This is a genomic window from Brenneria tiliae, from assembly GCF_023347575.1.
GTDB classification, from domain to species: Bacteria; Pseudomonadota; Gammaproteobacteria; order Enterobacterales; family Enterobacteriaceae; genus Brenneria; species Brenneria corticis.
Window position 1 is genome coordinate 1 of sequence record NZ_JAKPCB010000092.1, and the last position, 26,554, is coordinate 26,554.

The following is a 26,554-nucleotide window of genomic DNA, read 5'->3' on the forward strand; positions in this document are numbered from 1 at the left end:
ATTTGCCTGGCGGCGATAGCGCGGTGGTCCCACCTGACCCCATGCCGAACTCAGCAGTGAAACGCCGTAGCGCCGATGGTAGTGTGGGGTCTCCCCATGTGAGAGTAGGGAACTGCCAGGCATCAAATAAAGTAAAAAGCCTCATGCGAAAGCATGGGGCTTTTTGCGTTGTGGGATGACGATGAATCACGGTCGTTATTAAGATAAAACCACGCTACCATCCTCTCTGGATCAGGACGCCTGACTGAGCCAACGGCGGATAAAGTCGGCCACCTGCTGCGGCTGATTGATATCGAGTTGAGGTAACGTTGCGGCAAGGGGAGCGTCCGCTGCGATGGCGATAACATAGTCATCCAGCAAATCATCCAGCGAGCGCCCCAACGCCTGGCGAAACAGCACGATCTTGTTGATTTTCTCCTGTTTAAATCCTTCCACCAGAATAAGATCGAGTACCGAGGCGTCCATCTTTTTTGCCAGATCGTGCAAATCGGGTTGCTGCCGAGCCGGCGTTTCCGTCATCAAGGCCCATCTTTGGCTGCTGACCACCATGGTTTGCTCTGCGCCGGCCTTACGCAGTTCGTAGCTGTCCTTGCCCGGCGTATCGACATCCATATGATGATGCGTGTGTTTGATGAGGCCGACCCGAATACCGCCGTTCTTAAGGATGGGAATGATTTGTTTTAATAATGTTGTTTTACCGGTACCGCTATAAGCTGCGATAGCAAGCAGACGAGGTCGATCAGGATTCATGATGCTGCCTTTGGAGGTATGACAAGTCCTCAGGGAAATTCAGATTACGGAATGCTGCGGGTTGATCGGCGAATGAAACGGCCGTTGCGGCAATCTGTTCCATAAAGATCATTAGTTTACGATCGCCATTAGCAAGATAATTTTCCAGTGGCTTTATCAGGCGGCGATTTATCAGCAGTAAAGTGGGATGACCGCGGCTACCGTCAGTGGCGTAAGCCGCATTTCTCCCGTTCCTTCCTTCCCATAGCCGTTTCACCAGGTCTTGCGGCAGTTCAGGAACATCGCAGGGAACGAAGATAATCCACTCTGACGTTGCGGCACACATGCCGGTAAGTATGCCCGCCAGCGGTCCGCAAAAGCCATTTTGCAGGTCGCTTACCACCGCACAGCCGCTTTGCTGATAAACCGGAAGGTTGCGATTGGCATTGATGATGACCTTATCAACCTGTTTTTTCAGCCTTGTCAGCACATGCTGGTATAAGGGTATACCATTTAGCGCCAGCAGACCTTTATCGCAGCCACCCATGCGTGTTGCCCGTCCGCCAGCCAGAATCACCCCTGTGATCATTGTTCGCCCCGCCTATCCAAGCCATAGGTTATTTTCTGAAAACATTTACTGAAGACCAAGTTCTTTTCACATATTAATAAGACTGTTATTTTTGTCATTGTATTTACTTCCGAGGGTAAAAAAATGAAATGTCATCGCGTTAATGAGTTGATTGAACTGTTACATCCAGCCTGGCAAAAAGAGCCTGATTTGAATCTGGTGCAGTTTTTACAAAAACTTGCACAGGAGGCCGGGTTTGAGGGGCAGTTTAGCGAGCTGACTGATGATATCCTTATTTATCATCTGAAAATGCGTGACTCGGATAAAGAACAGGTCATTCCGGGGCTTAAAAAAGATTATGAAGAGGACTTCAAAACCGCGTTACTTCGCGCTCGCGGAGTAATTAAGGACTAATGCGGATAGGAATGGAGTCCGGCTCGCATAACCCGGTATTGGCACGTATTTATCTTACATCGCATGTTACTGGCAGTGGTTGTTATGAACAGTTCGGTTTTTAATTTTCAGACGTTGTTCCCCGAGTTGATAATGGATGCGCTATTGGACGCAGGGATACGCGTGGACTCTGGCTTAACCGCGCTAAACAGTTATGAAAACCGCGTATATCAGTTTACTGATGAAGAACGGAAGCGTTTTGTTGTTAAATTCTACCGTCCGGAACGGTGGAGTACCGCGCAGATTATGGAAGAGCATACCTTTGCCCGGGAACTGGCGGAAGATGAAGTGCCGATTGTCGCGCCGTTGGAGCTTAACGGCCGCACGTTGCATCTTTATGAAGGATTTCATTTTGCGGTGTTCCCGAGCGTTGGCGGGCGGCAATACGAGATGGATAATGAAGATCAGTTAGAGTGGGTAGGGCGTTTTTTAGGCCGGATTCATCAGACGGGCCGTAAGTCCTCATTTTCCGCCAGGCCGACAATCGGTTTGAATGAATATCTGTATGAACCCTATAAGCTGCTGGAGCGTTCGGCGTTAATAGCGAAAAAACATCGAAACGCTTTTTTACGGGCGGTCAGCAAACTGATTGATACCGTCGAGGCTTATTGGCACAACGACTGGCAGTCGCTGCGTCTGCATGGTGATTGCCATCCGGGTAATATTTTATGGCGCGACGGCCCGCTGTTCGTTGATTTGGACGATGCGCGCAATGGCCCGGCGGTACAGGATTTGTGGATGTTGCTGCACGGCGAACGCCATGAACAGCGTATTCAATTAGATATTCTGTTAGAGGCCTACAGCGAATTTGCCGAATTTAAGGACCAGGAGTTGGCGTTAATCGAACCGTTACGCGCTATGCGTCAGGTTCATTATCTGGCCTGGATTATACGACGTTGGGAGGATCCCGCTTTTCCCCGCAATTTTCCCTGGATAAAGGATGGGGATTTCTGGCTTAAACAAACATCGATATTTACCGAACAGGTTAAGCTGTTGCAGGAGCCCCCTCTGCAGCTCATGCCAATGTACTGACATTGAATGGAGAGAGTGTGTTTTATGAAAAAATTATGGTTTGCATTGATTGGCGTCGTTCTGGCATTCAGTGCGTCGGCGGCTGATTTTTCTAACGGCAAGCAATATGTGGAATTAGATAAGCCGGCGACTCAGGAACCCCAGGTTCTGGAGTTTTTCTCATTTTATTGCCCGCACTGTTACCAGTTTTCAGAGGTCTATCATATTCCGCAAACGGTAGAAAAGGCGCTGCCCGCCGGCACCAAAATGACTCGTTATCACGTTGATTTTCTTGGCCCTCTGGGTAAAAATCTCAGCCAGGCATGGGCGGTGGCCATTGCGCTCGGCGTTGAAGATAAAATTACCCCGCTGATGTTCGATGCCGTTCAGAAAACGCAAAGCTTGCAAAAGCCGGATGATATTCGACAGGTGTTTATTAACGCCGGCGTCAGCGCGGAAGAATACGACGGCGCGCTAAATAGTTTTGTCGTGAAGTCGCTAGTGGTGCAGCAGGAAAAAGCGGCCGCGGATTTACAATTACGCGGCGTGCCCGCCATGTTCGTTAACGGGAAATATATGATCAAGAACGATGGTCTTGATACCAGTTCAATGGATGCCTACGTAAAACAGTATGCCGATGTGGTAAAATTTCTGATAGATAAAAAATAAGCTATTTACGCGATAAACCACGCTGATTATATCGGCGTGGTTTTATCCGGCCATCTCAACCGATTGTTAATAGATGAAACTGATTTTTCATTAATATTTGATGGAATAATTTATATCCACAATTATCAATTGTCTTTTACTGAAGATTGAAAATGCTGATTTTTATTATAACCATATGAAAAACATAAGTATAAAAGTAATAAATCCATCCACTGGCATTATGAAAAATTAATCACTTATTTTTATTCACAAACTTATCCACAGATTGATCCTGCGAAGATCCACGCAAAAAAGATGAATATCCTGCGTTAAGGATCGTCTCTTCCCTTCAGCTATGGCATGCTTAGCAGCATGGCAGACAACAAAGATCATAACAGGCTATGGCTCAGATTGCAGAAAACCCTTTAATTTTAGTGGACGGTTCTTCCTATTTGTACCGTGCATATCACGCGTTTCCGCCGTTGACAAATAGCGCGGGAGAGCCCACCGGCGCGATGTACGGCGTATTGAATATGCTGCGCAGCCTGCTGGTGCAATATCATCCCAGTCATGTCGCGGTGGTATTTGATGCCAAGGGCAAAACGTTCCGTGACGAGCTATTTGAGAACTACAAGTCTCATCGGCCCCCGATGCCGGATGATTTGCGCGAACAGATTGAACCTTTGCATCGCATGGTAAAAGCGATGGGATTGCCGCTGCTGGCGGTTTCAGGCGTCGAGGCCGACGACGTTATCGGCACGCTTGCCCTACAGGCTGAAAAGGCGGGTATTCCGGTGCTGATCAGTACCGGTGATAAAGATATGGCCCAGTTAGTGACGCCAAACGTCACGCTAATCAACACCATGAACAATACCATTTTGGGTCCGCAGGAAGTATGCGACAAATATGGTATTCCTCCGGAGTTGATTATCGATTTCCTGGCCTTGATGGGCGACGCTTCCGACAATATCCCCGGCGTGCCCGGCGTGGGTGAAAAAACGGCGCAGGCCCTGCTACAGGGGCTGGGCGGTCTGGATGTGCTGTATGCGAATCTGGACAAGATTGCCGGATTGTCATTCCGCGGCGCCAAAACCATGGCGCCGAAACTTGAGCAGAATAAGGACGTTGCCTACCTTTCCTATCAACTGGCCACCATTAAGACGGATGTTGAACTGGATCTGACCTGCGAACAGTTAACGGTGAACGAACCGGATGTGGATGAGCTGCATGGCTTATTCACCCGTTACGAATTCAAGCGCTGGTTAACCGAGGTCGAGTCCGGCACCTGGCTGCAGGGTAAAAAAAGCCATCAGCCTGTGCAGAAGATCGTTAAAGCCGTACAGGAAAGCGCGAGCGATGACGAAAGCGGCATTACGCTTTCCGCCGACGGTTATGTCACCATCCTGGATGAAAAAACGCTGCTGGAGTGGATTGAGCGTTTAAAGAAAGCGGATGTTTTCTCTTTTGATACCGAAACCGATGGGCTGGATACCCTGACGGCCAACCTTATCGGTATGTCATTTTCAGTGACGCCGGGCGAAGCCGCTTATCTGCCGCTGGCGCATGATTATCTGGATGCGCCGCAACAGTTGGATCGGGCTCAGGTTCTGGCGCTGTTTAAACCGTTGCTGGAAGATGAGACGCTGCTCAAGGTAGGCCAGAATCTCAAGTTCGATAAAGGCGTGATGAAACGTTATGACATCGAATTACGCGGAATCGCCTTTGATACCATGCTGGAATCTTACGTTCTGGACAGCGTCGCCGGACGTCATGATATGGATAGCCTGGCGGAGCGCTATCTGCAGCATAAAACCATTACCTTTGAGGATATCGCCGGCAAAGGCAAAAACCAGCTTACCTTTAATCAGATTGCGCTGGAGCAGGCCAGTCCTTATGCGGCGGAAGATGTCGATGTCACGCTGCATCTGCATCACAAACTGTGGGCTAAATTACAGCAGCAGCCGGAACTGCGAAAAGTGTTTCAGGAAATCGATATGCCGCTGGTGCCGGTGCTGTCCCGCATGGAGCGCACGGGCGTGCTGATCGATCCGCATATCCTGTCTGAGCACTCCAAAGAGCTCACCGTCCGTCTGGGCGAGTTGGAAACGCAGGCCTACGAACTGGCGGGCGAAGAGTTTAACCTGTCGTCAACCAAGCAGCTGCAGGGCATCCTGTATGAAAAGCAAAAGCTGCCGGTGCTGAAAAAAACGCCCAAAGGGGCGCCCTCCACCAATGAAGAGGTGCTGGCCGAACTGGCGCTGAATTATCCGCTGCCGAAGCTGATTCTTGAATATCGCGGGCTGGCAAAACTGAAGTCGACCTACACCGATAAGCTGCCGCTGATGATTAACCCGTCGACCAAACGGGTGCATACCTCGTATCACCAGGCGGTGACGGCCACCGGCCGCTTATCTTCCAGCGATCCTAACCTGCAGAATATACCGGTGCGCAACGAGGAAGGGCGGCGTATCCGCCAGGCCTTTATCGCGCAGGAAGGGTATAGCATTGTGGCGGCGGACTATTCACAGATTGAGCTGCGCATCATGGCGCATCTTTCCGGCGACAAAGGCTTGCTGAAGGCCTTCTCCGAGGGGCTGGATATCCATCGGGCGACGGCGGCGGAGGTTTTTGGACTCGCCCTTGAGAAGGTGACGTCCGAGCAGCGCCGCAGCGCCAAAGCGATTAACTTCGGCCTGATTTATGGCATGAGCGCTTTTGGGCTATCGCGCCAGTTGAATATTCCGCGTAGCGAATCACAGAAGTATATGAATCTGTATTTCGAGCGTTACCCCGGCGTTCAGGAGTATATGGAGCGAACCCGCCAGCAGGCGGCGGAGCAGGGCTATGTCTCGACGCTGGATGGCCGCCGTCTTTACCTGCCGGATATTCACTCACGCAACGCCATGGCCCGCAAAGGCGCCGAGCGGGCGGCGATTAACGCGCCGATGCAGGGAACCGCTGCCGATATCATCAAGAAAGCGATGATCGCTATTGATGGCTGGTTACAGCAGCAGGACAAGCCGTTAGTGAAGATGCTTATGCAGGTTCACGATGAGCTGGTCTTTGAGGTCCATAATACGGCATTGGAAGAATCCAGAAGTAAAATCAGAGAGTTAATGGAAAACTGTATGCAGCTTAACGTCCCGCTGCGGGTTGATATCGGTACCGGTATTAATTGGGATGAAGCGCATTAAGTCGCTATACCCGTCATCCATTTCTGTAATTAAATAACAGGATTGTGTGACCTGGTTTGACTTTGTGTAATGCGTCGCCACTTTTCATGAAAGTAAACAACAAAAAAAACTTTGTTCCGATGAAAAAATAGGGTAGAGTTAAAGACGTAGGGTACAGAGGTAAGATGTTCTATCTTTCAGACCTTTTACTTCACGTAATCGGATTTGGCTGAATATTAGCCGCCCCGGTCAGTTTTGACTGGGGCGTTTTTTATTCGTCTCATCCGTGATGACTCACCCTACGGGCCGTCACTGCGTGACGTTGAAAAATGCTCCCGGCATTTTTTTATTCGTCGTCATCCGTGAGACTCACCCTGCGGGCCGTCATCATCCCTGATGATTACTCGTTTTCCTGTGGATCTTCCTCTTCCGCCTGCGGCAACGTACTAAACCAGCTATCGAGTTTCTGGCGCAGTTTGTCGACGCCCAATTTCTTCAGCGAAGAGAACGCTTCCACCTGAATATCACCCATAAACGGCAGTACCGCTTCGCGCACCATATTAAGTTGGGACTTGCGCGCACCGGACGCCAGTTTGTCCGCTTTGGTCAGCAATACCAACACCGGAAGCTGCGCTTCCACCGCCCACGCAAGCATTTGCTGATCGAGATCTTTCAGCGGATGGCGAATATCCATCAGTACCACCAGCCCTTTCAGGCTATTGCGTTTCTGGAGATATTCCCCTAGCGCGCGCTGCCACTTAAGCTTCATCTCTTCCGGCACTTCGGCGTAGCCATAGCCGGGTAAATCGACCAGCCGAACGCCTTCAGCAACCTCGAACATGTTGATAAGCTGCGTTCTTCCCGGCGTTTTACTGGTGCGCGCCAGGTTTTTTTGATTGGTCAGCGTATTCAATGCGCTGGATTTACCGGCGTTAGAGCGCCCAGCAAAGGCGACTTCAATACCGCTATCCGTTGCCAGGTGGCGAATATCCGGGGCGCTGATGACAAAATGCGTCATATGGTAGTTAAATTGCTGGGTCACAATATTTATCTCTGTCTGGATCTATGTCTGGTTGGGGATTATACCTGTAACTGATAATAAAGGCGGTTTTATCTGTACTGAAGCAGTTACGCCCGTGGAATAGCGAAAAGCATTATCGGTTGATGCGAGCTCTTTTTTATTGTCGGGCTTTCTGCTAGATTCCGCCGCAATTACCTTCACCTATGTACCTGAGAGCAAGATGATGAACCAACCAATTAAAGGGTCGGGTGGGAATGCCGCCCGGTCAAAAACAAAAAGAAAAACCCGTGAAGAATTGGATCGGGAAGCACGCGATCGGAAGCGGCAGAAAAAGCATCGCGGTCGCGTAGCGGGAAGCCGTGCTCAGGAAGCCGGGCCGGCGAATAACAGCGCCGGTCAACGCAAGGTCGCCGATCCGCGCATCGGCAGCAAGAAGCCGGTGGCGCTTGGCGCGCAGGCCAAGGACGTTGCTCAACCCAGGCCAGCCGTGCCGGTTGCCAAGCCCGTCGCGATATCGCCCGAAGAAGAGCTGGCGCTGCTGGAAAACGACGCCCGCCTGGACGAGCTGCTGGATCGCCTGGATAGCGGTGAAACGCTGAGCGCCAAGGATCAGTCCTGGGTGGATGAAACATTGGATCGTATCGACATCCTGATGGAGCAGCTCGGCATTGAACTGGGTGATGACGAAGACGACGAAGAGCCAAAAGAAGATATGCTGCAACTTTTGAAGCGCAATAGTTCGAAAGACGATTTTTGATCGATGAAGTTGTTGTTTCTGCTGCTGGCTTTACTGGTTACGCTTTATCTTTTTTGCCTGTTGGGCAAATTGTGGCTGCTGTCGCAACGAAAAGCGCGGTTGCACCGTTCGGTTTTTAACCGGCGACGGATGCCGACGGCGCTTTCCACCAGAAAAAAACGCCGGGAGCGTTTTTTAACGTCACGTAGTGACGGCCAGGAAGGCGAGTCCCAGGGATGGGACGAGTAAAAAAACGCCGGGAGCGTTTTTTAACGTCACGCAGTGACGGCCGGGAGGCGATTCCCCGGGATGGGACGAGTAAAAAAAACGCCGCCGCAACGGTCCGGCATAAAAAAGACTGGAGGGATTAAGCAGCATGTCTGAGCAAGTAGTCGACTGGGACCTGGCCCTGATTCAAAAATATAACTATTCCGGGCCGCGTTACACCTCTTATCCCACCGCGTTGGAATTCAGCGAACGCTATGATGAGCCCGCTTTTCAGCGGGCTATTGCGCGTTATCCGCAGCGCTCGCTGTCGTTATATATCCACATTCCGTTTTGCCATCGGTTATGCTACTTCTGCGGCTGCAATAAGCAGGTCACGCGACAGCAGCATAAGGCGGATGAGTATCTGGACGTGCTGGAGCTGGAAATTCGTCAGCGAGCTCCGCTGTTTGCCGGGCGTACGGTGACCCAGATGCATTGGGGCGGCGGTACGCCGACCTATCTTGATAAGGCGCAAATCAGCCGGCTGATGGCGCTGCTGCGTGAGCAATTTTCTTTTGCTGAGCAGGCCGAGCTGTCGCTGGAGGTCGATCCGCGGGAAATCGAACTGGATATTCTCGATCACCTGCGTGCCGAGGGATTTAATCGCCTCAGCATGGGGGTGCAGGATTTTAATAAGCAAGTGCAAAAGCTGGTGAACCGTGAACAGGACGAAGATTTTATCTTCGCGCTGATTGCGCGCGCCAAGTCGCTGAGATTTACCTCGACCAATATTGATCTGATTTACGGTTTGCCGAAACAGACGCCGGAGAGCTTCGCCTTTACCCTGCAACGCGTCGCTGAATTGAGTCCTCATCGCCTCAGCGTCTTTAACTACGCGCATTTGCCCAGCCTGTTTGCGGCTCAGCGGAAAATCAAAGAAGCCGATTTACCGGACGCGGAGCAAAAGCTGCAAATACTGCAACAGACCATCAGCGCCCTGACGACGGCCGGCTACCAGTTTATCGGCATGGATCACTTCGCCCGTCCCGACGATGAGCTGGCCCTTGCCCAGCGCGCCGGGAAATTACACCGCAATTTCCAGGGCTACACCACCCAGGGCGATAGCGATCTGCTGGGCATGGGCGTATCGGCGATTAGTATGATCGGCGATAGTTATGCCCAGAACCAGAAAGAGCTGAAACGCTATTATGCGCAGGTCAGGGAAACCGGAAATGCACTGTGGCGGGGGTTGCCGCTGACGCAGGATGACTGCATTCGGCGCGACGTTATCAAAACGCTGATTTGTAATTTCCGATTGACCTATGCGGCGATTGAAGCTGATTACCAGATTGATTTTAAATCGTATTTCTCACAGGATTTGCAACAGCTGGCGCCTTTGGCCGCCGACGGCCTGGTGGAGATAGGCGAATCCGGAATTACGGTAACGGCGAAAGGCCGTTTGCTGATCCGCAATATCTGTATGTGCTTCGACGCCTACCTGCGAAATAAGATACGGGAAAGGCAGTTTTCCCGGGTGATCTGATGTATCGCGCATCTTCCACGACAGGAAGAGGAGGCGTCCTCTCCCTGTGCGGTTAACTACCGGCGTTTAGTCCTTAGTTGGCGAGATCGGACCCGGCGCGAATCTGCTCTCTGACGAATTTGCCCGAAGCGGACAGGTTTGCTTCCGTCCAACCGCCGGTGGTGCTGGCGCCGGGAGCCAGCGCCGCCGAAGCTTCCTGTTTATCTGACAGCGACCAGTTCACCCAGCTGACGCCGCGATCGTTGAGAAAATCGATCCAGACTTGCGATTCCGGCAGGAACGGTCCGCCGCTGCCGGATGCGTCACTCGTGCCCCATTCGCTGACGAACACCCCCAGCCCCTGGTTTTGCACGGCATCAAGTCGGTCGCGCAGAGACTGTCCGTGCGTACCCGCATAGAAATGCAGTGCGTACAAGGTGTTCGCATCCGGCAGCGGGTTATTTGCCGCGTCATGGATATCCTGACTCCAGGTGCCGGTGCCGACGATGATGATATTGTCGGGATCTTTGGCGCGAATCACCTGCGTCACCTCCTCGGCGTACGGTCGGATCTGCCCGTTCCAGTTTACGTTGCCGTTAGGTTCGTTGGCGATTTCGTAAATGACGTTGGGTGAATTGCCGTAGAGTTCGGCCATTTCGGTGAAAAAGGTTTTCGCCTGCGCTTTATAGGTGTTGGGATCGCCGTCCGACAGAATGTGCCAGTCAATGATGATGTAGACGCCAAGCTCCTGCGCGGCGGTGACGGCTTCCTTCACCTTGTCGGCGACGGAAGGGTTGGAGATGTAGCCGCCGTCCGCCGTATACATGGCGGCGCGGAACACCGAGATCCCCCAGTCGTCCCGCAGCCATTTAATCGCCTCGCGGTTAACGTACTGGCCGTACCATTGCAGGCCGTGAGAACTGATCCCTTTCAGCTGCACCGGTTCGCCGTTTACGTTAACCAACCGCCCGTTCTTGACGGACAACTGGCCGTATTTTTGTACCGGCGTAGTGGCGGCGTTCACGCAGGATGTCCAGAGGAAAAAGCCGAGTATCAGAGTCGCTATCGCGGTCGCCGCTTGCCTGAGCGAACGGCTACGGACCGATATATCCATGTTGGTGCCTCCTTACCATAATAGTTAAATATAACTTTAGTAAAAGATGGCTATTCGACGTCCCGTTCTTTCGGCAGGTGATGGGTTTTATAATAGGTTTTGCCGGAATAGCGCTCTATCTTGTGATAGTTATGGCGCATTCGGGCAGCGGAATGGTCTGAAAGTCGTCGTTGGGGCGTAAAAAAGCCAGTCAGAAAAAACGACTGGCTTCTTAAGAAAAATTAATGGCGTTTATGTGGTGAACCGCGACGCACTAACTAAAGAAGTTAATCAGTGCGGCGCACAGCACGGCGGCGATCGCAGCCTGCGGCGAGTGGCTCGCCGCCGTGCTTATTTCAGCGCCGTGTGTCGCCACGGAAATTAATGAATCCAGCATAGTACTCCTCCCGAATCAGCGACACGATCATACTGCTGACTCGGGGCAAGTAAAGGACAAATTAGCGACAATTTCGTGCGCCAGATTGTATTTTTATCCTCGCCCCGTCCCGTTAAGCGGTCGCTACGCGACATTGGCTATTCCATACCCAGTTCTTTCAGCTTGCGGGTCAGGGTATTGCGTCCCCAGCCCAGCAGACGGGCGGCTTCCTGCTTATGACCCTGAGTATGACGCAATGCCGTGGTGAGCAAGGTTCTTTCCATCTCCGGCTGGGCTTCCGCCAGCAGGTTTTGATGACCGGAACGCAGCGCTCTGTCCGCCCACTGGGCCAATAGTGTCGCCCAACTGTCCGGCAGCATTTGCACCGTGGAGTCGGGGGCGGTGGTTTCAAACAGTTCGGGAGGCAAATCCTGGATCAACAGCTCCTGTCCGGCGGCCATAACGGTCAACCAGCGACAGGTATTCTCTAGCTGACGCACGTTGCCCGCCCAGGGCAGGCGGGTCAGCGCCGCTTCCGTTTCCGGATGCAGGTTTTTAGGCTCGACGCCCAATTCTTTTGCCGTGGCCTGTAAAAAATAGCGCGCCAGGCGGGGAATATCTTCACGGCGTTCACGCAGCGGGGGCAAATGAACGCGAATAACGTTCAGCCGATGGAAGAGATCCTCGCGGAACTTGCCTTCCTGTACCCGCAGCTCAAGATTCTGATGCGTGGCCGCGATAATGCGCACGTCGACTTTAACCGCCGCGTAGCCGCCAACCCGATAAAACTGACCGTCAGCCAGCACGCGCAGTAAACGCGTCTGAACGTCAAGCGGCATATCGCCGATTTCATCAAGAAACAGCGTTCCCCCGTCAGCCTGTTCAAACCGTCCTTGGCGGATTTGATTAGCGCCGGTAAACGCGCCTTTCTCATGGCCAAACAGCTCCGATTCGATTAAATCTTTGGGGATCGCCGCCATGTTCAAGGCGATAAACGGCGCCTTGGCCCGCGGGCTGTGGCGATGCAGCGCATGGGCCACCAGTTCTTTACCGGTGCCGGATTCCCCGTTAATCAGTACGCTAATGGAAGAGCGGGAAAGGCGACCGATAATGCGGAATACATCCTGCATCGCCGGCGCTTCGCCGATGATATCCGTTGTCGGGCCGTTAATCGGCTGGCTGCGAACGGGCTGCTGTTGCTCCTGATAATGGCTGATGGCGCGCTCAACCAACGCCACCGCCTCATCAATATCGAACGGCTTGGGTAAATAATCAAAAGCTCCCTGTTGATAGGCGCTGACCGCCGCATCAAGATCGGAATGCGCGGTCATAATGATGACCGGCAGCATCGGATGCCGCTGTTTTATTTGCTGCAATAACGCCAGTCCATCCATTCCCGGCATGCGGATATCGGATAACAGTACGTCCGGCGTTTGCGTCGTCAGCGCGTGCAGAACCTGGTTTCCGTTATCAAATGTGGCGCAGGTCAGGCCTGCACCAGTGAGCGCGCGTTCGAGCACCCAACGGATGGAGCTATCGTCATCGACAATCCAGACTATCCCTCGTTGCATTGTGAACCTCACTGGCGAATGGGCAGGTAAACCGAGAATTCGGTATGACCCGGCCAACTGTTAAATTCAATTTTACCGGAGTGCTGATCGATAAGGTTGCGGGCAATCGATAATCCCAGACCGGTGCCGCCTTCGCGCCCGCTTACCATCGGGTAAAACAGCGTATCCTGTAGCTGAGCGGGAATGCCGGGGCCGTCGTCTTCAATATCGATACGAGCGGCAAGACGATAACGTACGCCGTGCAGGGTGAGCTGAAAGGCGGTGCGGGTACGCACGGTGATGGTGCCGCCCGCTTCACCCAAAGCCTGCAACGAATTACGGGTGATATTCAGCAACACCTGCTCAATCTGGTCCGGGTCATGCGTCAGCTCCGGCAGGCTGGGATCGTAATCTTTAACCAGCGTCACGTTGTCTGGCTTTTCTAATGAAACGAGTTTACATACCCGCTCCGCGACCTGATGAATGCTTTGCGTGACGTGCAGTCCCGGTTGCTGCGGGCCGAGCAGGCGATCCACCAGATTACGCAGGCGATCCGCCTGTTCGATGATGACTTTGGTGTATTCGGTCAGCGCCGGATCGGGCAGTGCCTTGGAGAGCAGCTGCGCCGCGCCGCGCAACCCGCCAAGCGGATTCTTGATCTCGTGAGCCAACCCCCTGACCAGATCGCGGGCGGCCTGCTGTTGCGCATGCTGGAGCTGTTCCTGACTCAGGCGGCGCTGGTTATCCATCGGCGCCATTTCCAGCAGAATGAAGTTATTTTGTATCCGTTGGGCGGTAAGCGACATGATGTGCGCTTTGCCGTCGACAACAATCGTGACTTCGTTATCCGTAAAACCTTGCCCTGAATCCAGACTTTCACGCATCAAATCTATATTCAGAGAAAAATATCCCAGCAGCTCCGGCAGCGGCGTACCGGACAATTTACGCGAGCTTTGCGCCAGTAGCTGTTGCGCCGCCGGATTGGAATAATGAATAGCCAGATCGTTATCCAATAACAAGATACTGTTTATTAAAGAATTTAGGATCTGCCCAGCATCGGGCAGCGTGCCTGTTGCCATAACGCAGACTCCTGCACCCTATTGGTGCATAGTAGTGTAGATGATGGATATGATGCCGCAACTCCAGAACCGGTGGAGAAAAAAGCCCATCCTAAAGATGGGCTGAAAAGTTTCCACGGCAACAAAAAAATTTTACCAGCCTGACGGTAACCCAAGCGTCAGCACGATTAGGTTACCGTTTTACCGTACGGCTAATCGCTGCGGCGATTAAACGCTGTAGTACAGTTCGAACTCAACCGGATGCGGCGTCATGCGCACGCGGTCGTTTTCCGCTTTACGCAATTCGATATAGGCATCAATGGTATCGTCGGTGAATACGCCGCCACGGGTCAGGAATTCGCGATCGGCATCCAGCGCGTTCAACGCTTCTTCCAGCGAACCGGCTACGGTTGGGATTTCGCTCGCTTCTTCCGGCGGCAGATCGTACAGGTTCTTATCCATGGCGTCGCCAGGATGGATCTTGTTGATGATGCCGTCCAGACCGGCCATCAGCAGCGCGGAGAAGGCCAGGTAGGGGTTGGCGGCCGGATCCGGGAAGCGAACTTCGATGCGGCGCGCTTTCGGGCTGGCCACTACCGGAATACGGATGGAAGCGGAACGGTTACGGGCGGAGTAGGCCAGCATGACCGGCGCTTCGTAGCCAGGAACCAGACGTTTGTAGGAGTTGGTGGCCGGGTTAGTCAGCGCGTTGATGGCTTTCGCGTGTTTGATGATACCGCCGATGTAGAACAGCGCGATTTCAGACAGACCGCCGTATTTGTCGCCGGAGAACAGGTTTGCGCCGTCCTTGGACAGAGACATATGGCAGTGCATACCGGAACCGTTGTCGCCGAACATGGGTTTCGGCATGAACGTTGCGGTTTTGCCGAAGGCGTGCGCGACGTTATGAACGACGTATTTGTAGATCTGGATTTCGTCGGCTTTTTTGGTCATGGAGTTGAAGCGGGTGGCCACTTCGTTCTGACCGGCGGTGGCGACTTCGTGGTGATGCGCTTCAACCACCAGGCCCATTTCTTCCATGGTCAGACACATGGTGGAACGGATGTCCTGCGATGAATCGACCGGAGGTACCGGGAAGTAACCGCCTTTGACCGCCGGACGGTGGCCTTTGTTGCCGCCTTCGTATTCTTTGTTGGAGTTCCAGGCGCCTTCAATGTCATCAATGGTGACATGAGAGCCGGAGATGCTGCTGCCGAAACGAACGTCGTCAAACAGGAAGAATTCAGGTTCCGGCCCAAACAGTACGGTATCGGCGATACCGGAAGAGCGCAGGAAATCTTCAGCGCGTTTGGAGATGGAGCGCGGATCGCGGTCGTAACCCTGCATGGTGCCCGGTTCCAGAATGTCGCAGCGGATGATCAGCGTGCTTTCTTCATAGAAAGGATCAAGGACGGCAGTGCTGACATCCGGCATCAATACCATGTCGGATTCGTTAATGCCTTTCCAGCCGCCAATCGAGGAACCGTCAAACATTTTGCCTTCTTCAAAGAAGTCGGCGTCAACTTGGTGAGCCGGAATGGTGACGTGCTGTTCTTTGCCTTTGGTATCAGTGAAGCGTAAATCAACGAACTTCACATCATGTTCTTTCAGCAGCGTCAAAACGTGTTCTGCGGACATACTTGCTTCTCCCGGTTGTCATTTATCGTCGTGGAACGAATATCGTTGTGGATTGATGTTATTGCTGTGAGTAGACTAAAGCTAAAAGTGTGCCAACTTTTTAAATTAGTGCAATGTGTTGCCCTTTGGGGGTTTCCCGTCAAGACGCGCTGCACCATTATAGCTGATAGCACCAAACCGGTGCTTTATTGGTAATTAACCGCACCAACATGGTGCATTGGTGGGCGCTTGTAGCGTTTTTGCACCGTGAAAGGGATCACAAAGTAAGCAGCATCAGGTTGTTTATCATAGATGCTTGTGATCTTGTTTAGTCCCTCGATTAATACGTGTACAATAGCGCGCTATTTCTAAATGCCTGAGGCAAAGCTGTGATCGAAAATTTGCGTAACATCGCCATTATTGCGCACGTTGACCATGGGAAAACCACCCTGGTCGATAAGTTGTTGCAACAATCCGGAACTTTCGGAGAACGCACTGAAGCAACCGAACGTGTAATGGACTCCAACGATTTGGAGAAAGAGCGTGGAATTACCATCCTCGCCAAAAATACCGCCATTAATTGGAAAGACTACCGCATCAACATCGTGGATACCCCGGGACACGCCGACTTCGGCGGCGAGGTTGAGCGTGTAATGTCGATGGTTGACTCGGTGCTGTTGGTTGTTGATGCGATGGATGGCCCGATGCCGCAGACTCGTTTCGTGACCAAAAAAGCATTCGCTAACGGTCTGAAGCCGATCGTGGTTATCAACAAGGTTGACCGCCCTGGCGCGCGTCCCGACTGGGTGGTCGATCAGGTGTTCGACCTGTTCGTGAACCTGGATGCGACCGATGAGCAGCTCGATTTCCCTATCGTTTATGCCTCCGCGTTAAACGGTATCGCCGGTCTGGATCATAACGACATGGCCGACGACATGACGCCGCTGTTTGAAGCCATCGTCGAACACGTTGAATCACCGAAGGTTGACCGTGACGGTCCGTTGCAGATGCAAATCTCCCAGCTGGACTACAACAACTATGTCGGCGTTATCGGCATCGGCCGCATCAAACGCGGCGTGGTTAAGCCTAACCAGCAGGTTACGGTTATCGACAGCGAAGGGAAAACCCGCAACGGCAAAGTCGGTAAGGTCCTGGGACATATGGGTCTGGAGCGTATCGAAGCCACCCTGGCGGAAGCGGGCGATATCATTGCCATCACCGGCCTGGGCGAACTGAATATTTCCGACACCATCTGCGATCCCGCCGCGGTTGAAGCGCTGCCGGCGCTGAGCGTGGACGAACCGACGGTAACCATGTTCTTCTGCGTCAATACCTCGCCGTTCTGCGGTAAAGAAGGGAAGTATGTGACCTCGCGCCAGATCCTTGAGCGTCTGAATAAAGAGCTGGTTCACAACGTGGCGCTGCGCGTGGAAGAGACCGAAGATGCGGATGCGTTCCGCGTGTCCGGCCGCGGCGAGCTGCACCTGTCGGTGCTGATTGAAAACATGCGCCGTGAAGGGTTTGAACTCGCGGTATCGCGTCCGAAGGTTATCAACCGCGTTATCGACGGCCGCAATCAGGAACCGTTTGAAAACGTGACGCTGGATATCGAAGAGCAGCATCAGGGCGCCGTTATGCAAGCCATGGGCGAGCGCAAAGGCGATGTGAAAGACATGATCCCGGACGGCAAAGGCCGTATCCGTCTGGATTATCTGATCCCTGCCCGTGGTCTGATCGGCTTCCGTACCGAGTTTATGACCATGACCTCCGGCACCGGTCTGCTGTATTCCACCTTCAGCCACTACGATGACGTGCGTCCGGGCGATATCGGCCAGCGTCAGAACGGCGTGCTGATCTCCAACGGTCAGGGCAAAGCGGTGGCGTTTGCGCTTTATAGCCTGCAGGATCGCGGCAAACTGTTCCTGGGTCACGGCGCGGAAGTGTATGAAGGCCAGATCATCGGCATTCACTCCCGTTCCAACGACCTGACGGTGAACTGTCTGACCGGTAAGAAACTGACCAACATGCGTGCGTCCGGTACGGATGAGGCAACCACGCTGGTGCCGGCGATTAAAATGTCGCTGGAACAGGCGCTGGAGTTTATCGATGATGACGAACTGGTCGAAGTTACGCCGCAGTCCGTCCGTTTGCGTAAGCGTCACCTGACCGAGAACGATCGTCGCCGCGCGAACCGCGGTGGTAAAGAGAGCTGATTTTTCAGTGCGTTTTACCCTATAACAGGGCGCCTTCGGGCGCCCTGTGCTTTTTCTGATATTCCACGCTTTGATCTTCCCCGCTGTTCAGTTTTACCATTTCCCGCTACAGTGAAAACCCTGCGGTTACATCAGAAGGAAGGTGCCATGCTTTATATCTTCGATTTGGGTAATGTCGTTATTGATATCGATTTCAACCGGGTGCTGGGCGTCTGGAGCAAGCTGAGCAGCGCGCCGCTGGCAACGCTGAAAGAGCGTTTTGTGATGGGCGAAACCTTTGAGCAGCATGAGCGTGGCGAAATCACCGATGAAGCCTTTGCCGAACGGTTATGTCATGAAATGGGCATCTCTCTGAGTTTTGAACAGTTTTCCGCGGGATGGCAGGCCATTTTCGTCGCCTTGCGTCCTGAAGTCATCGATATCATGCGGCGGCTGCGTCAGGAAGGGCATCGGGTGGTGATCCTTTCCAACACCAACCGCCTGCATTGCGCGCATTGGCCGGCGCTGTTTCCTGAAGTGGAGCAGGCCGCCGATCGTCTTTATCTCTCTCAGGATATCGGTTTGCGTAAGCCTGAAGCGGCCATCTACCGCCATGTCCTGACGCAGGAAGGCGTGACGGCCGATCAAGCCGTCTTCTTTGATGATAATCCCGCGAATATCGCCGCGGCGCAGGCATTGGGCATCCACAGCATTCTGGTGACCGATCGTCAGGCGGTGCCGGATTATTTTGCCTCGCTGGCGGTGACCAGCGAGTAACCTGGGTTTATGGCGCGCTGTTGCGGTAAATCTTTCCAGAATAGTGAAAACGGGAGCGGTAAGGTTCAATGATCGCGTTAATTCAGCGAGTTTCCAGCGCCAGCGTGACGGTGGAAGATAGCGTCGTCGGGAAGATCGGCAGCGGATTGCTGGTGCTGCTGGGGGTTGAGCACGGGGATGATGAACAAAAAGCGGCGCGGCTTTGCCAGCGGGTGCTGGGTTATCGAATATTCAGCGATGATAATGGCAAAATGAATCTCAATGTGCGCCAGGCGGGCGGCAGCGTACTGGTGGTATCGCAATTTACGCTGGCGGCGGATACGCAGAAAGGCATGCGGCCCGGTTTTTCCCGCGGCGCGCCCCCCGCAGAGGCCGAGCGCCTGTATCACTATTTCGTCGGGCAGTGCCGCGAACGGGATATGCACACGGAAACCGGGCGTTTTGCGGCGGATATGCAGGTTGCATTGGTTAATGACGGGCCGGTGACGTTCTGGCTGCAAGCGTAAAGGCGGCAACGGCCGGCCACTCTTTTTTTATGAGGCATGTTTATGTATCACCTGAGAGTACCTGAAAGCGCAGAAGAACTTGATGCGTACTATCAATTCCGATGGGAGATGCTGCGTAAACCGCTGCACCAGCCGCTGGGCTCGGAGCGTGACGCCTACGACGCGCTGGCGCATCATCAGACGGTGGTGGACGAACAGGGGCGGCTGGTGGCGATCGGCCGGCTGTCCATCAATGCCGACAACGAAGCGGCCATCCGGTTTCTGGCCGTTCATCCCGACGTGCGGGGAAAAGGGCTGGGAACGCTGCTGGCGATGACGCTGGAGTCGGTGGCGCGTCAGGAAGGGGTAAAGCGCGTCGTCTGTAGCGCCCGCGAGGATACGGTGGGCTTTTTCTCCAAGCTCGGTTTTATGAATCAGGGGGAAATCACCGCGCCGCAAACCACGCCGATACGCCATTTTTTGATGATCAAGCCGGTGGAGACGCTGGATGATATTCTGCACCGCCCCGACTGGTGCGGGCAGTTGCAGCAGGCCTGGTATAATCGCATTCCGCTCAGTGAAAAAATGGGCGTGCGCATAAGCCAGTATACCGGCCAGAAATTTATCACCACCATGCCGGAAACCGGCAATCAAAACCCCCATCACACGTTATTCGCCGGCAGTATGTTTTCTCTCGCCACCCTGACCGGCTGGGGATTGATCTGGCTGCTGCTGCGTGAAAGGCATTTGGGCGGAACCATTATTCTGGCCGACGCGCATATTCGCTACAGTACGCCGGTAAGGGGCAGGCCGAGCGCCATTGCCGATCTCGGCTCGTTAAGCGGGGATTTGGATCGCCTGGCGCGGGGACGTAAAGCCAGGGTGCAGTTAAATGTGGAGCTGTACGGCGACGATAAAAAAGGCGCGCTGTTCGAGGGCGTCTATATGGTATTGCCCCCCACGCCGAAAGAGCCGCTGGAGCAGGGCGGCTCCGAAATCAGATGACGGCGGCCCGTCACCTGATACGGTCGGTTTACTGCGGCGTTTCCGTTACGGCGCCCTGATGCATCTGCTGCCTGATTGGCTGCCCGTCGCCGCCAACGCCCTGCAACGAGCCGTTTAACGTCGGTTTCAGCGGCGTACCGGCGGCGAGCCGCCCGTTCAGCTGTAGCTGTAGATTGGCGTTGTCAGCCGAAGCCGCTTCCTGAGCGGGCCACCCCCAGCGGGTTAAAATATCCGCCGGGACGGAGCGCCCGCTCAGCGTAAGCGAAAATGCCCGGTCAGGGCGTTGATCGATCGTCGTTTTGGCCTCCAGCAGGCCGTTTTGCGTAAAGGCGCTAAGGTCGGTAAGCGAGATCTGGCGGTCGTCGGCCGTTAACGCCAGCGACGGCCGGCGGACATCGACCTTATTGAAGGTCGCATCGCTGGCGTTCAGGTTCAGCGAACCGGCCCACACGCCCCACTGATGATGGCGGGCCAGCAGCAGGTCGCTGCCGTATCCGTCCAGCGCGGTAAGCTGAAAAGGGAAATCCGGATTGATATCAATCAGCAAATTACGGTTGGCGGTGAATTTTTTCACCGCCACTTCCGCCAGCCAGTCCGGCAGCGCGGTTTGCCAGCGCTGACGCCAGTCGCCGGGTAAGGTGTATTCCATGCCCGCGACGACAAACTCGTCCAGCTGCAAACGGCGACCGCTGCGCTGCCAGTTACCGTCGGTGCGCAGCAAACCGCCTTCCCAGCGGGTGGTGAACTGTTTGATTTCAACCCCGTCGGGAGAGAGTGCCAGATTAACGATAGGGTCGATGAGATGCATATTGCCGTTAACGATGTCGGTGGCGTTGAACGACAGTTCGCCGTCGTCGCTTTGCCAGTCGTCCTGTTTGAAGGTGACGTTGCGCAGCGTAACGTCGAGATCGATAAACGCCCATCCCGGCCCTTCGATACGGGCATCAATCAAATCAAAGCGGGAAACGGCGACGGCGGGCAAAGCGGTGATCGGTTGCCAGAACTCCCGGATGGTTCTTGGCGTTTGCAAACGCACCTTGCTGAGACGCAGGTTGTCGATTTGCCAGCTCCCGTCTTCCGCCCGGCTGGCGCTGCCGGTTAACTGGCCTTGCGCCACGTCCGCGCCGAAGTTGCCCAGGGTGAGCTGATTCTGATTGATTTTGCCCTGTACCAGCACCTGGCTGGCGGGGATGTCATTAAGCCGCAACGAACGGGCGCTGAGTTGGAAATTCCCCTGCCTGCCTAACAGGCGACCCGCTTCAGGCCGCCAGGGCATAATGCCGCCGTTGACCTGTTGACCGTTTAAATGCCAGTCGTCGTCCTGCGCCTGAATCGCCATGGTGCGCAGCTGTAATACGTCCGCTTCGATTGGCAGGGATGCCGCGGTCGGCGACAGGTTCAGCGTGCCGCCTTCCAGCTCCAGACTGGCGAAATGACGCGGCTCGGTTATCTGACGCGCGCTCAGCCCGGCGGAAACCTGTTTGGCGGTGAGCGTCGGCGGCTGATTTTTACGACCAAAGATGACGTCTTGCAGCACAATGCGAGCGGGCTTGGACCAGCTATGGTCGATTTTCCCCAGGGAGACCTGATAGTCCGTGTTTTGATTTACCCAATTGCCGATGCGCGCTGAAGCCCAGCCGGTTTGCAGTAATACGTATAATATTACCAGCGCCAGCAATGCCAGCAGCAGTAGGGTCAGCAATAATTTCCCGATAAATCTCATCGTGTCAGTCCATGTCAATCGTCAGGGATAACTGTTTTTATGCCGCAATTACCTTAAAGGCTCAACAGATAATGCAGTTACAGACAGTAAAAAGCGACCGGTGTTGCATCGGCGGTCGCTTTTATCCCGATACCCGTCATACTTCAAGCTGCAGGTGCGTTGGCTTTCCTCACTCACCCCGGTCACTTACTGGTGTAAGCTCCCGGGGATTCGTTGCGTCGCCGCCTTCCTGCAACTCGAATTATTTAGGGTATACATAACAGAAATTATTGACGCGGATACAAATTATTTTTCGTCGTGGGGGAAAACCAGATTCAGCACAATCGCCGTAATACCGCCGGCGGCGATGCCGGAAGAGAGCAGGGTTTTCATCCAGTCCGGCGCAAATTGCAGAATCAGCGGTTGCTGCGAAACGCCCAGCCCCACGGCCAGCGAGAGCGCGATAATCATGATGGCGCGCCGGTTCAGCGGTTCGCGCGACACGATGCGCACCCCGGAGGCGGCGATGGTGCCGAACATAACGATGGTGGCGCCGCCCAGCACCGGCTCCGGAATATGCTGCACAAAGCCGCTGACCGCCGGGAACAGCCCCAGAACAATCAGCATCAGCGCCACCACAAAGCCGACGTAGCGGCTGGCGACGCCGGTAAGCTGGATAACGCCGTTATTCTGCCCGAAACAGGAGTTGGGAAAGGTATTGAATACGGCGGACAGGCAGGAGTTCAGGCCGTTGGCCAGCACGCCGCCTTTCAGCCGTTTCATATACAGCGGCCCGCTGACCGGCTGTTCCGACACGTCGGACGTCGCGGTGATATCGCCGATGGTTTCCAGCGACGTCACCATAAACACCAGCATCAGCGGGATCAGCAGATTCCAGTCAAAGCCCAGGCCGTAATAGAGCGGCGTCGGCACCATGATGAAAGTGTTCTGTTCGGCCGGGGCGCCGCCCGGCAGCATATCCATCAGCCAGGCGCCGAGATAGCCGACCGCCATGGCGATCACCAGGGAAGCCACGCGCAGGTATGGGTTGCGCTGGCGGTTAAGCAGGATAATAACCAGCAGCACGATGCCGGCCAGCAACAGATTTTTCGGCGCGCCGAAGGTGTTGTTGTTCATCGCCGCATAGCCGCCGCCGATGGAGGTCAGGCCGACCTGAATCAGCGACAGGCCGATAATCATCACCACAATCCCCGATACCAGCGGCGTGATAATGCGGCGGGCCAGATGCAGAAAGCGCGACAGGATGATTTCGGTAAAGGAGGCGACCATCAAGGTGCCGAATAGCGCCGCCATCATGGTGGGAACGTCCGCGCCGCCGTTTTTCAGCGCCAGGCCGCCCATGATCAACGGCGTGACGAAGTTAAAGCTGGTGCCCTGAATCGACAGCAGCCCCGACCCCACCGGTCCCCAGGTTTTGATTTGCAGAATAGAGGCCAGGCCGGAGGCGAACAGCGACATGCTGATGATATGTTGCGTATCTTGCGCCGGCAGCCCCAGCGCCTGGCAGATCAATAGCGCGGGGGTGATCACCGCGACGAACATCGCCAGCAGATGCTGGCTGGCGGCAAACAGGGTTTGCGCCAGCGGCGGCCTGTCTTCCAGACGATAGATTAATTCACTGCGCTTGGGCGCTGCGGGTATCTCTGTTTGCGGGGTTTCCGTGGTGGCGTCGGTCATAATATGGCGTTCCTGAAACGACAAAGAGGGCATTTTAATCATCTCTTTGGCAAAAGCAAACGTTTGCTAAACGCGCCGCCGATATGAAATTTATCTGGTTGGCGGCAACTGGTTATTTAACGGCGCAACGGGTTGGATTTGGCGCGCAATACCCCATTGTCAGGCGTTGGTATAACGGGTGCGCTCCGGCAGCCAGCGCTCAATCAACGCCTTGGCATGGTCGGGATAACGCTGGTGGAGATGGCGGGCCACGCGCTGTACCTGGGGGATCAGCGCCTGATCGCGCAGTAGATCGGCGACTTTGAATTCCGCATTGCCCGTCTGGCGCGTTCCCAGTAGCTCGCCCGGTCCGCGGATTTCCAAGTCGCGCTGGGCGATAACAAAACCGTCATTGCTGTCGCGCAGTACCTGAAGCCGTTTTTGCGCCGTTTTGCTGAGCGGCGTTTTATAAAGCAGTACGCAGTGAGAGGCCACCGCGCCGCGTCCGACGCGTCCGCGCAACTGGTGAAGCTGCGCCAGCCCCAGCCGTTCGGGGTTTTCGATAATCATCAGGCTGGCGTTCGGCACGTCGACCCCGACTTCAATCACCGTCGTCGCCACCAGCAGTTGCAGATCGCCCTGTTTAAACGCCTGCATGACGGCTTGTTTTTCCTGCGCTTTCATCCGCCCGTGGACTAATCCGACGCTGATGTCGGGCAGCGCCGCCTGCAGCTCCTGACAGGTCGCTTCGGCGGCCTGCGCTTCCAGCAGATCGGACTCTTCAATCAGCGTACACACCCAATAGGCCTGCCGACCTTCCCGCCGGCAGGCGTTGTCGACCCGTTGGATGACGTCGTTGCGGCGCGAGTCCGGGATGGCGACGGTGGTGACCGGCGTTCTGCCCGGCGGCAGTTCGTCGATCACCGAGGTATCCAGATCGGCGTAGGCGGTCATCGCCAGCGTGCGCGGGATGGGGGTGGCGGTCATAATCAGCTGGTGCGGGTGAAATCCCTGCTCTTCGCCTTTTTCCCACAGCGCCAGACGCTGATGCACGCCGAAGCGGTGCTGTTCGTCAATAATCACCAGCGCCAGCCCGTTGAACTTTACCTGCTGCTGGAAGATGGCGTGGGTGCCGACCACCATCGCCACCCGGCCGCCGGCGATGGCGTCCTGCTGCGCCTCCCGCGCTTTTCCCTTCTGCTTGCCGGCCAGCCAGCCGACTTCAATACCCAGCGGCTCGAACCACTGGCGAAAATTATGCGCATGCTGTTCAGCCAGCAGCTCCGTCGGCGCCATCAGCGCCACCTGTTTGCCGTTGGCGATCGCCCGCAGCGCCGCCAGCGCGGCGACCAGCGTTTTTCCCGAGCCGACATCCCCCTGCACCAGGCGCATCATGGGGAAATTTTTGGCCATATCGGCTTCAATTTCACCCACAACCCGCTGCTGCGCCCGGGTAGGCGCGAAAGGCAGCGCCGACAGTAAACGCCGTTTCAGGGCGTCATTGGCCGCCAACGGCAGGGCGCGGTAGCTTTGCGCGCCGGCGCGCACCGCCAGCATGCTTAAATTATGCGCCAGCAGCTCTTCCATAATCAGCCGCTGCTGCGCCGGGTGCTTGCCCTGCTCCAGCTCGCCGAGCTGAACGTCGGGCGGCGGCCGGTGCAGGATATGCAGGGCGTCGGGCAGGCTGATAAGCGAACGTCCCAGCTCTTCCGGCAGCAGTTCATCGATAGGATTGGCGTCCAGCAGCGCCAGCGCCTGGTCGGTGAGCTTGCGCAGGGTCGCCTGGCGCACGCCTTCGGTGGCGGGATAAACCGGCGTCAGGGTTTCCTGCGGTTCTATTTGCGGGGTATCGCCCTGGATGCGGTATTCCGGATGGATGATTTCCGCGCCGATTTTACCGCGTTTAATTTCGCCATAGGCGGTGACCCGCTGGCCCGGCGCCAGACTGTTCTTCATCGCGGCGTTGAAATTGAAAAAGCGCATGGTCAGCAGGCCGCTGCCGTCGCTGATCTGGCAGGTCAGCATGCGGCGCCGGCCGAAGGTGACGTCATGGCGCAAAACTTCGCCTTCCACCGTGGCGTACATGCCGGGAAGAAGATCGCCGATGGCGTACAGCCGCGTGCGATCTTCGTAGCGCAACGGCAGGTGCAGCAATAAATCCTGCACGGTTTCCAGCCCGAGGCGGGCAAGTTTGGCCGCCTGACTGGCACCCACGCCGGCAAGCGTGCTCAGCGGTTGGGTATTCAGCAGGCGGCCTTTCATCAGCACTCCGAGGATTGCATTGACGCCCACCAGGCGCTATCGGCGACGAGCTGACCGCTGCCGTCGATATAAGGGCGGGGCAAACCTTTACGTTTGGCGACGCGCGCCAGTACCGGGTAGCCGCCTTCAAACAGCAGCCGCTGCTGCTCCGCTTCGTCCAGCGGGCTGTCTTGGCGCTGATACATGCCCGCCATCTGCCGTTGGCGCTGCGCTTCATACAGAATCAGGGCGCAGGCGACGGAGACATTCAGCGACTGCACCATGCCGGTCATCGGAATGATGATATCCCGATCGGCCAGCCTTAAGGCCTCTTTGCTGATGCCGGTTTTTTCCTGCCCCAGCAAAATGCAGGTCGGGCGGGTGTAATCAATTTCGCGGAAATCGACGGACTGCGGGGAAAGGTGGGTGGCCAGGATCTGCATGCCCTGCGTTTTCAGGTGGCCGATCGCGTCATGGATGCTGCGGTGCGTTTTAACCTGAACCCAGCTATTGCTGCCGGCCGCGGAAGACGCCAGCGTTTTCATTCTGCTGCCGGGCCAGACGGCGTGGATCCGATGGACGCCTACCGCATCGGCGGTGCGAATAACGGCGGACACGTTGTGCGGCTTATGCACCTGCTCCATGCAGACGGTCAGATCGGGCTGGCGGCAGCTGAGCATCTCTCTGATACGCGCGTAGCGTTGCGGTGTCAT

Annotated in this window: 23 protein-coding genes, 1 rRNA gene and 1 pseudogene; 13 read left to right on the plus strand and 12 right to left on the minus strand. The window is 55.1% G+C overall.

Annotation, left to right across the window (positions count from 1 at the left end):
• Positions 1 to 5 precede the first annotated feature (5 nt).
• Positions 6 to 121, plus strand: a 5S ribosomal RNA gene (rrf, locus tag MFP24_RS06185).
• 110 nt (positions 122 to 231) lie between these two features.
• Here rrf and mobB read toward each other — a convergent pair.
• Both mobB and mobA read right to left on the minus strand, forming a co-directional pair.
• Positions 232 to 750 carry a molybdopterin-guanine dinucleotide biosynthesis protein MobB gene (mobB, locus tag MFP24_RS06190; RefSeq protein ID WP_249229834.1) on the minus strand — a complete coding sequence of 173 codons (519 nt, stop codon included), beginning with the start codon at positions 748 to 750 and terminating at the stop codon, positions 232 to 234.
• Positions 740 to 1,318, minus strand: coding sequence for a molybdenum cofactor guanylyltransferase MobA (gene mobA / locus MFP24_RS06195; protein ID WP_249229833.1), 579 nt, complete (start codon positions 1,316 to 1,318; stop codon positions 740 to 742). The genes mobB and mobA overlap by 11 nt, the downstream gene beginning before the upstream one ends.
• Before the next feature lie 123 nt (positions 1,319 to 1,441).
• Here mobA and MFP24_RS06200 point away from each other — a divergent pair, with 123 nt between their 5' ends.
• The 5 genes from MFP24_RS06200 (at position 1,442) to spfP (ending at position 6,815) form a co-directional block, all read left to right on the plus strand.
• A complete protein-coding gene (locus MFP24_RS06200; RefSeq protein ID WP_249229832.1) occupies positions 1,442 to 1,711 on the plus strand; it encodes a YihD family protein in 270 nt (89 codons plus the stop codon).
• A gap of 84 nt (positions 1,712 to 1,795) precedes the next feature.
• On the plus strand, positions 1,796 to 2,782 hold the full coding sequence (locus MFP24_RS06205) for a serine/threonine protein kinase (RefSeq protein WP_249229831.1): 987 nt from the start codon (positions 1,796 to 1,798) through the stop codon (positions 2,780 to 2,782).
• A gap of 24 nt (positions 2,783 to 2,806) precedes the next feature.
• Entirely contained in the window at positions 2,807 to 3,430 is a 624-nt protein-coding gene (gene dsbA / locus MFP24_RS06210; RefSeq protein ID WP_136166713.1) for a thiol:disulfide interchange protein DsbA, read from the plus strand.
• Between the two features lie 380 nt (positions 3,431 to 3,810).
• Positions 3,811 to 6,603, plus strand: coding sequence for a DNA polymerase I (gene polA / locus MFP24_RS06215; protein WP_249229830.1), 2,793 nt, complete (start codon positions 3,811 to 3,813; stop codon positions 6,601 to 6,603).
• Between the two features lie 164 nt (positions 6,604 to 6,767).
• Entirely contained in the window at positions 6,768 to 6,815 is a 48-nt protein-coding gene (gene spfP / locus MFP24_RS24380; RefSeq protein WP_071892919.1) for a small protein SpfP, read from the plus strand.
• 167 nt (positions 6,816 to 6,982) lie between these two features.
• Here the strand turns inward: spfP and yihA are convergent, their stop codons facing one another.
• Positions 6,983 to 7,600, minus strand: a complete 618-nt coding sequence (gene yihA, locus MFP24_RS06220; protein ID WP_249229840.1) for a ribosome biogenesis GTP-binding protein YihA/YsxC — start codon at positions 7,598 to 7,600, stop codon at positions 6,983 to 6,985.
• Positions 7,601 to 7,826: 226 nt separating this feature from the next.
• Here yihA and yihI point away from each other — a divergent pair, with 226 nt between their 5' ends.
• The 3 genes from yihI (at position 7,827) to hemN (ending at position 10,089) form a co-directional block, all read left to right on the plus strand.
• Positions 7,827 to 8,360, plus strand: coding sequence for a Der GTPase-activating protein YihI (gene yihI / locus MFP24_RS06225; protein ID WP_249229839.1), 534 nt, complete (start codon positions 7,827 to 7,829; stop codon positions 8,358 to 8,360).
• 3 nt (positions 8,361 to 8,363) lie between these two features.
• Positions 8,364 to 8,588, plus strand: a complete 225-nt coding sequence (locus MFP24_RS06230) for a hypothetical protein (protein WP_249229829.1) — start codon at positions 8,364 to 8,366, stop codon at positions 8,586 to 8,588.
• A gap of 127 nt (positions 8,589 to 8,715) precedes the next feature.
• On the plus strand, positions 8,716 to 10,089 hold the full coding sequence (hemN, locus tag MFP24_RS06235) for an oxygen-independent coproporphyrinogen III oxidase (protein ID WP_249229828.1): 1,374 nt from the start codon (positions 8,716 to 8,718) through the stop codon (positions 10,087 to 10,089).
• Between the two features lie 79 nt (positions 10,090 to 10,168).
• Here the strand turns inward: hemN and MFP24_RS06240 are convergent.
• From MFP24_RS06240 to glnA, 5 genes and pseudogenes are all read right to left on the minus strand, one after another.
• Positions 10,169 to 11,182: pseudogene (locus MFP24_RS06240) on the minus strand (glycoside hydrolase family 5 protein); the annotation flags it as partial.
• A gap of 253 nt (positions 11,183 to 11,435) precedes the next feature.
• Positions 11,436 to 11,558, minus strand: a complete 123-nt coding sequence (locus tag MFP24_RS06245; RefSeq protein ID WP_009115022.1) for a YshB family small membrane protein — start codon at positions 11,556 to 11,558, stop codon at positions 11,436 to 11,438.
• A 137-nt stretch (positions 11,559 to 11,695) separates the two neighbouring features.
• A complete protein-coding gene (gene glnG, locus MFP24_RS06250) occupies positions 11,696 to 13,108 on the minus strand; it encodes a nitrogen regulation protein NR(I) (protein ID WP_249229827.1) in 1,413 nt (470 codons plus the stop codon).
• 8 nt (positions 13,109 to 13,116) lie between these two features.
• The gene (glnL, locus tag MFP24_RS06255) at positions 13,117 to 14,166 is read right to left on the minus strand and encodes a nitrogen regulation protein NR(II) (protein ID WP_249229826.1); all 1,050 of its coding nucleotides are present in this window, start codon (positions 14,164 to 14,166) and stop codon (positions 13,117 to 13,119) included.
• A gap of 207 nt (positions 14,167 to 14,373) precedes the next feature.
• Complete coding sequence (gene glnA / locus MFP24_RS06260) at positions 14,374 to 15,783, minus strand: glutamate--ammonia ligase (protein ID WP_249229825.1); 1,410 nt, start codon at positions 15,781 to 15,783, stop codon at positions 14,374 to 14,376.
• A gap of 368 nt (positions 15,784 to 16,151) precedes the next feature.
• Here glnA and typA point away from each other — a divergent pair, with 368 nt between their 5' ends.
• From typA to fabY, 4 genes are all read left to right on the plus strand, one after another.
• Positions 16,152 to 17,975, plus strand: a complete 1,824-nt coding sequence (gene typA, locus MFP24_RS06265; RefSeq protein WP_136166704.1) for a ribosome-dependent GTPase TypA — start codon at positions 16,152 to 16,154, stop codon at positions 17,973 to 17,975.
• 147 nt (positions 17,976 to 18,122) lie between these two features.
• On the plus strand, positions 18,123 to 18,731 hold the full coding sequence (yihX, locus tag MFP24_RS06270; RefSeq protein ID WP_249229824.1) for a glucose-1-phosphatase: 609 nt from the start codon (positions 18,123 to 18,125) through the stop codon (positions 18,729 to 18,731).
• A gap of 68 nt (positions 18,732 to 18,799) precedes the next feature.
• Positions 18,800 to 19,237, plus strand: coding sequence for a D-aminoacyl-tRNA deacylase (gene dtd, locus MFP24_RS06275; RefSeq protein WP_249229823.1), 438 nt, complete (start codon positions 18,800 to 18,802; stop codon positions 19,235 to 19,237).
• Positions 19,238 to 19,279: 42 nt separating this feature from the next.
• A complete protein-coding gene (fabY, locus tag MFP24_RS06280; protein WP_249229822.1) occupies positions 19,280 to 20,221 on the plus strand; it encodes a fatty acid biosynthesis protein FabY in 942 nt (313 codons plus the stop codon).
• Between the two features lie 28 nt (positions 20,222 to 20,249).
• Here the strand turns inward: fabY and MFP24_RS06285 are convergent, their stop codons facing one another.
• From MFP24_RS06285 to trmH, 4 genes are all read right to left on the minus strand, one after another.
• Entirely contained in the window at positions 20,250 to 21,944 is a 1,695-nt protein-coding gene (locus MFP24_RS06285) for an AsmA family protein (protein ID WP_249229821.1), read from the minus strand.
• 285 nt (positions 21,945 to 22,229) lie between these two features.
• Entirely contained in the window at positions 22,230 to 23,621 is a 1,392-nt protein-coding gene (locus tag MFP24_RS06290) for a nucleobase:cation symporter-2 family protein (RefSeq protein WP_249229820.1), read from the minus strand.
• Between the two features lie 159 nt (positions 23,622 to 23,780).
• Positions 23,781 to 25,862, minus strand: coding sequence for an ATP-dependent DNA helicase RecG (recG, locus tag MFP24_RS06295; protein WP_249229819.1), 2,082 nt, complete (start codon positions 25,860 to 25,862; stop codon positions 23,781 to 23,783).
• On the minus strand, positions 25,862 to 26,554 hold the full coding sequence (trmH, locus tag MFP24_RS06300; protein ID WP_249229818.1) for a tRNA (guanosine(18)-2'-O)-methyltransferase TrmH: 693 nt from the start codon (positions 26,552 to 26,554) through the stop codon (positions 25,862 to 25,864). The genes recG and trmH overlap by 1 nt, the downstream gene beginning before the upstream one ends.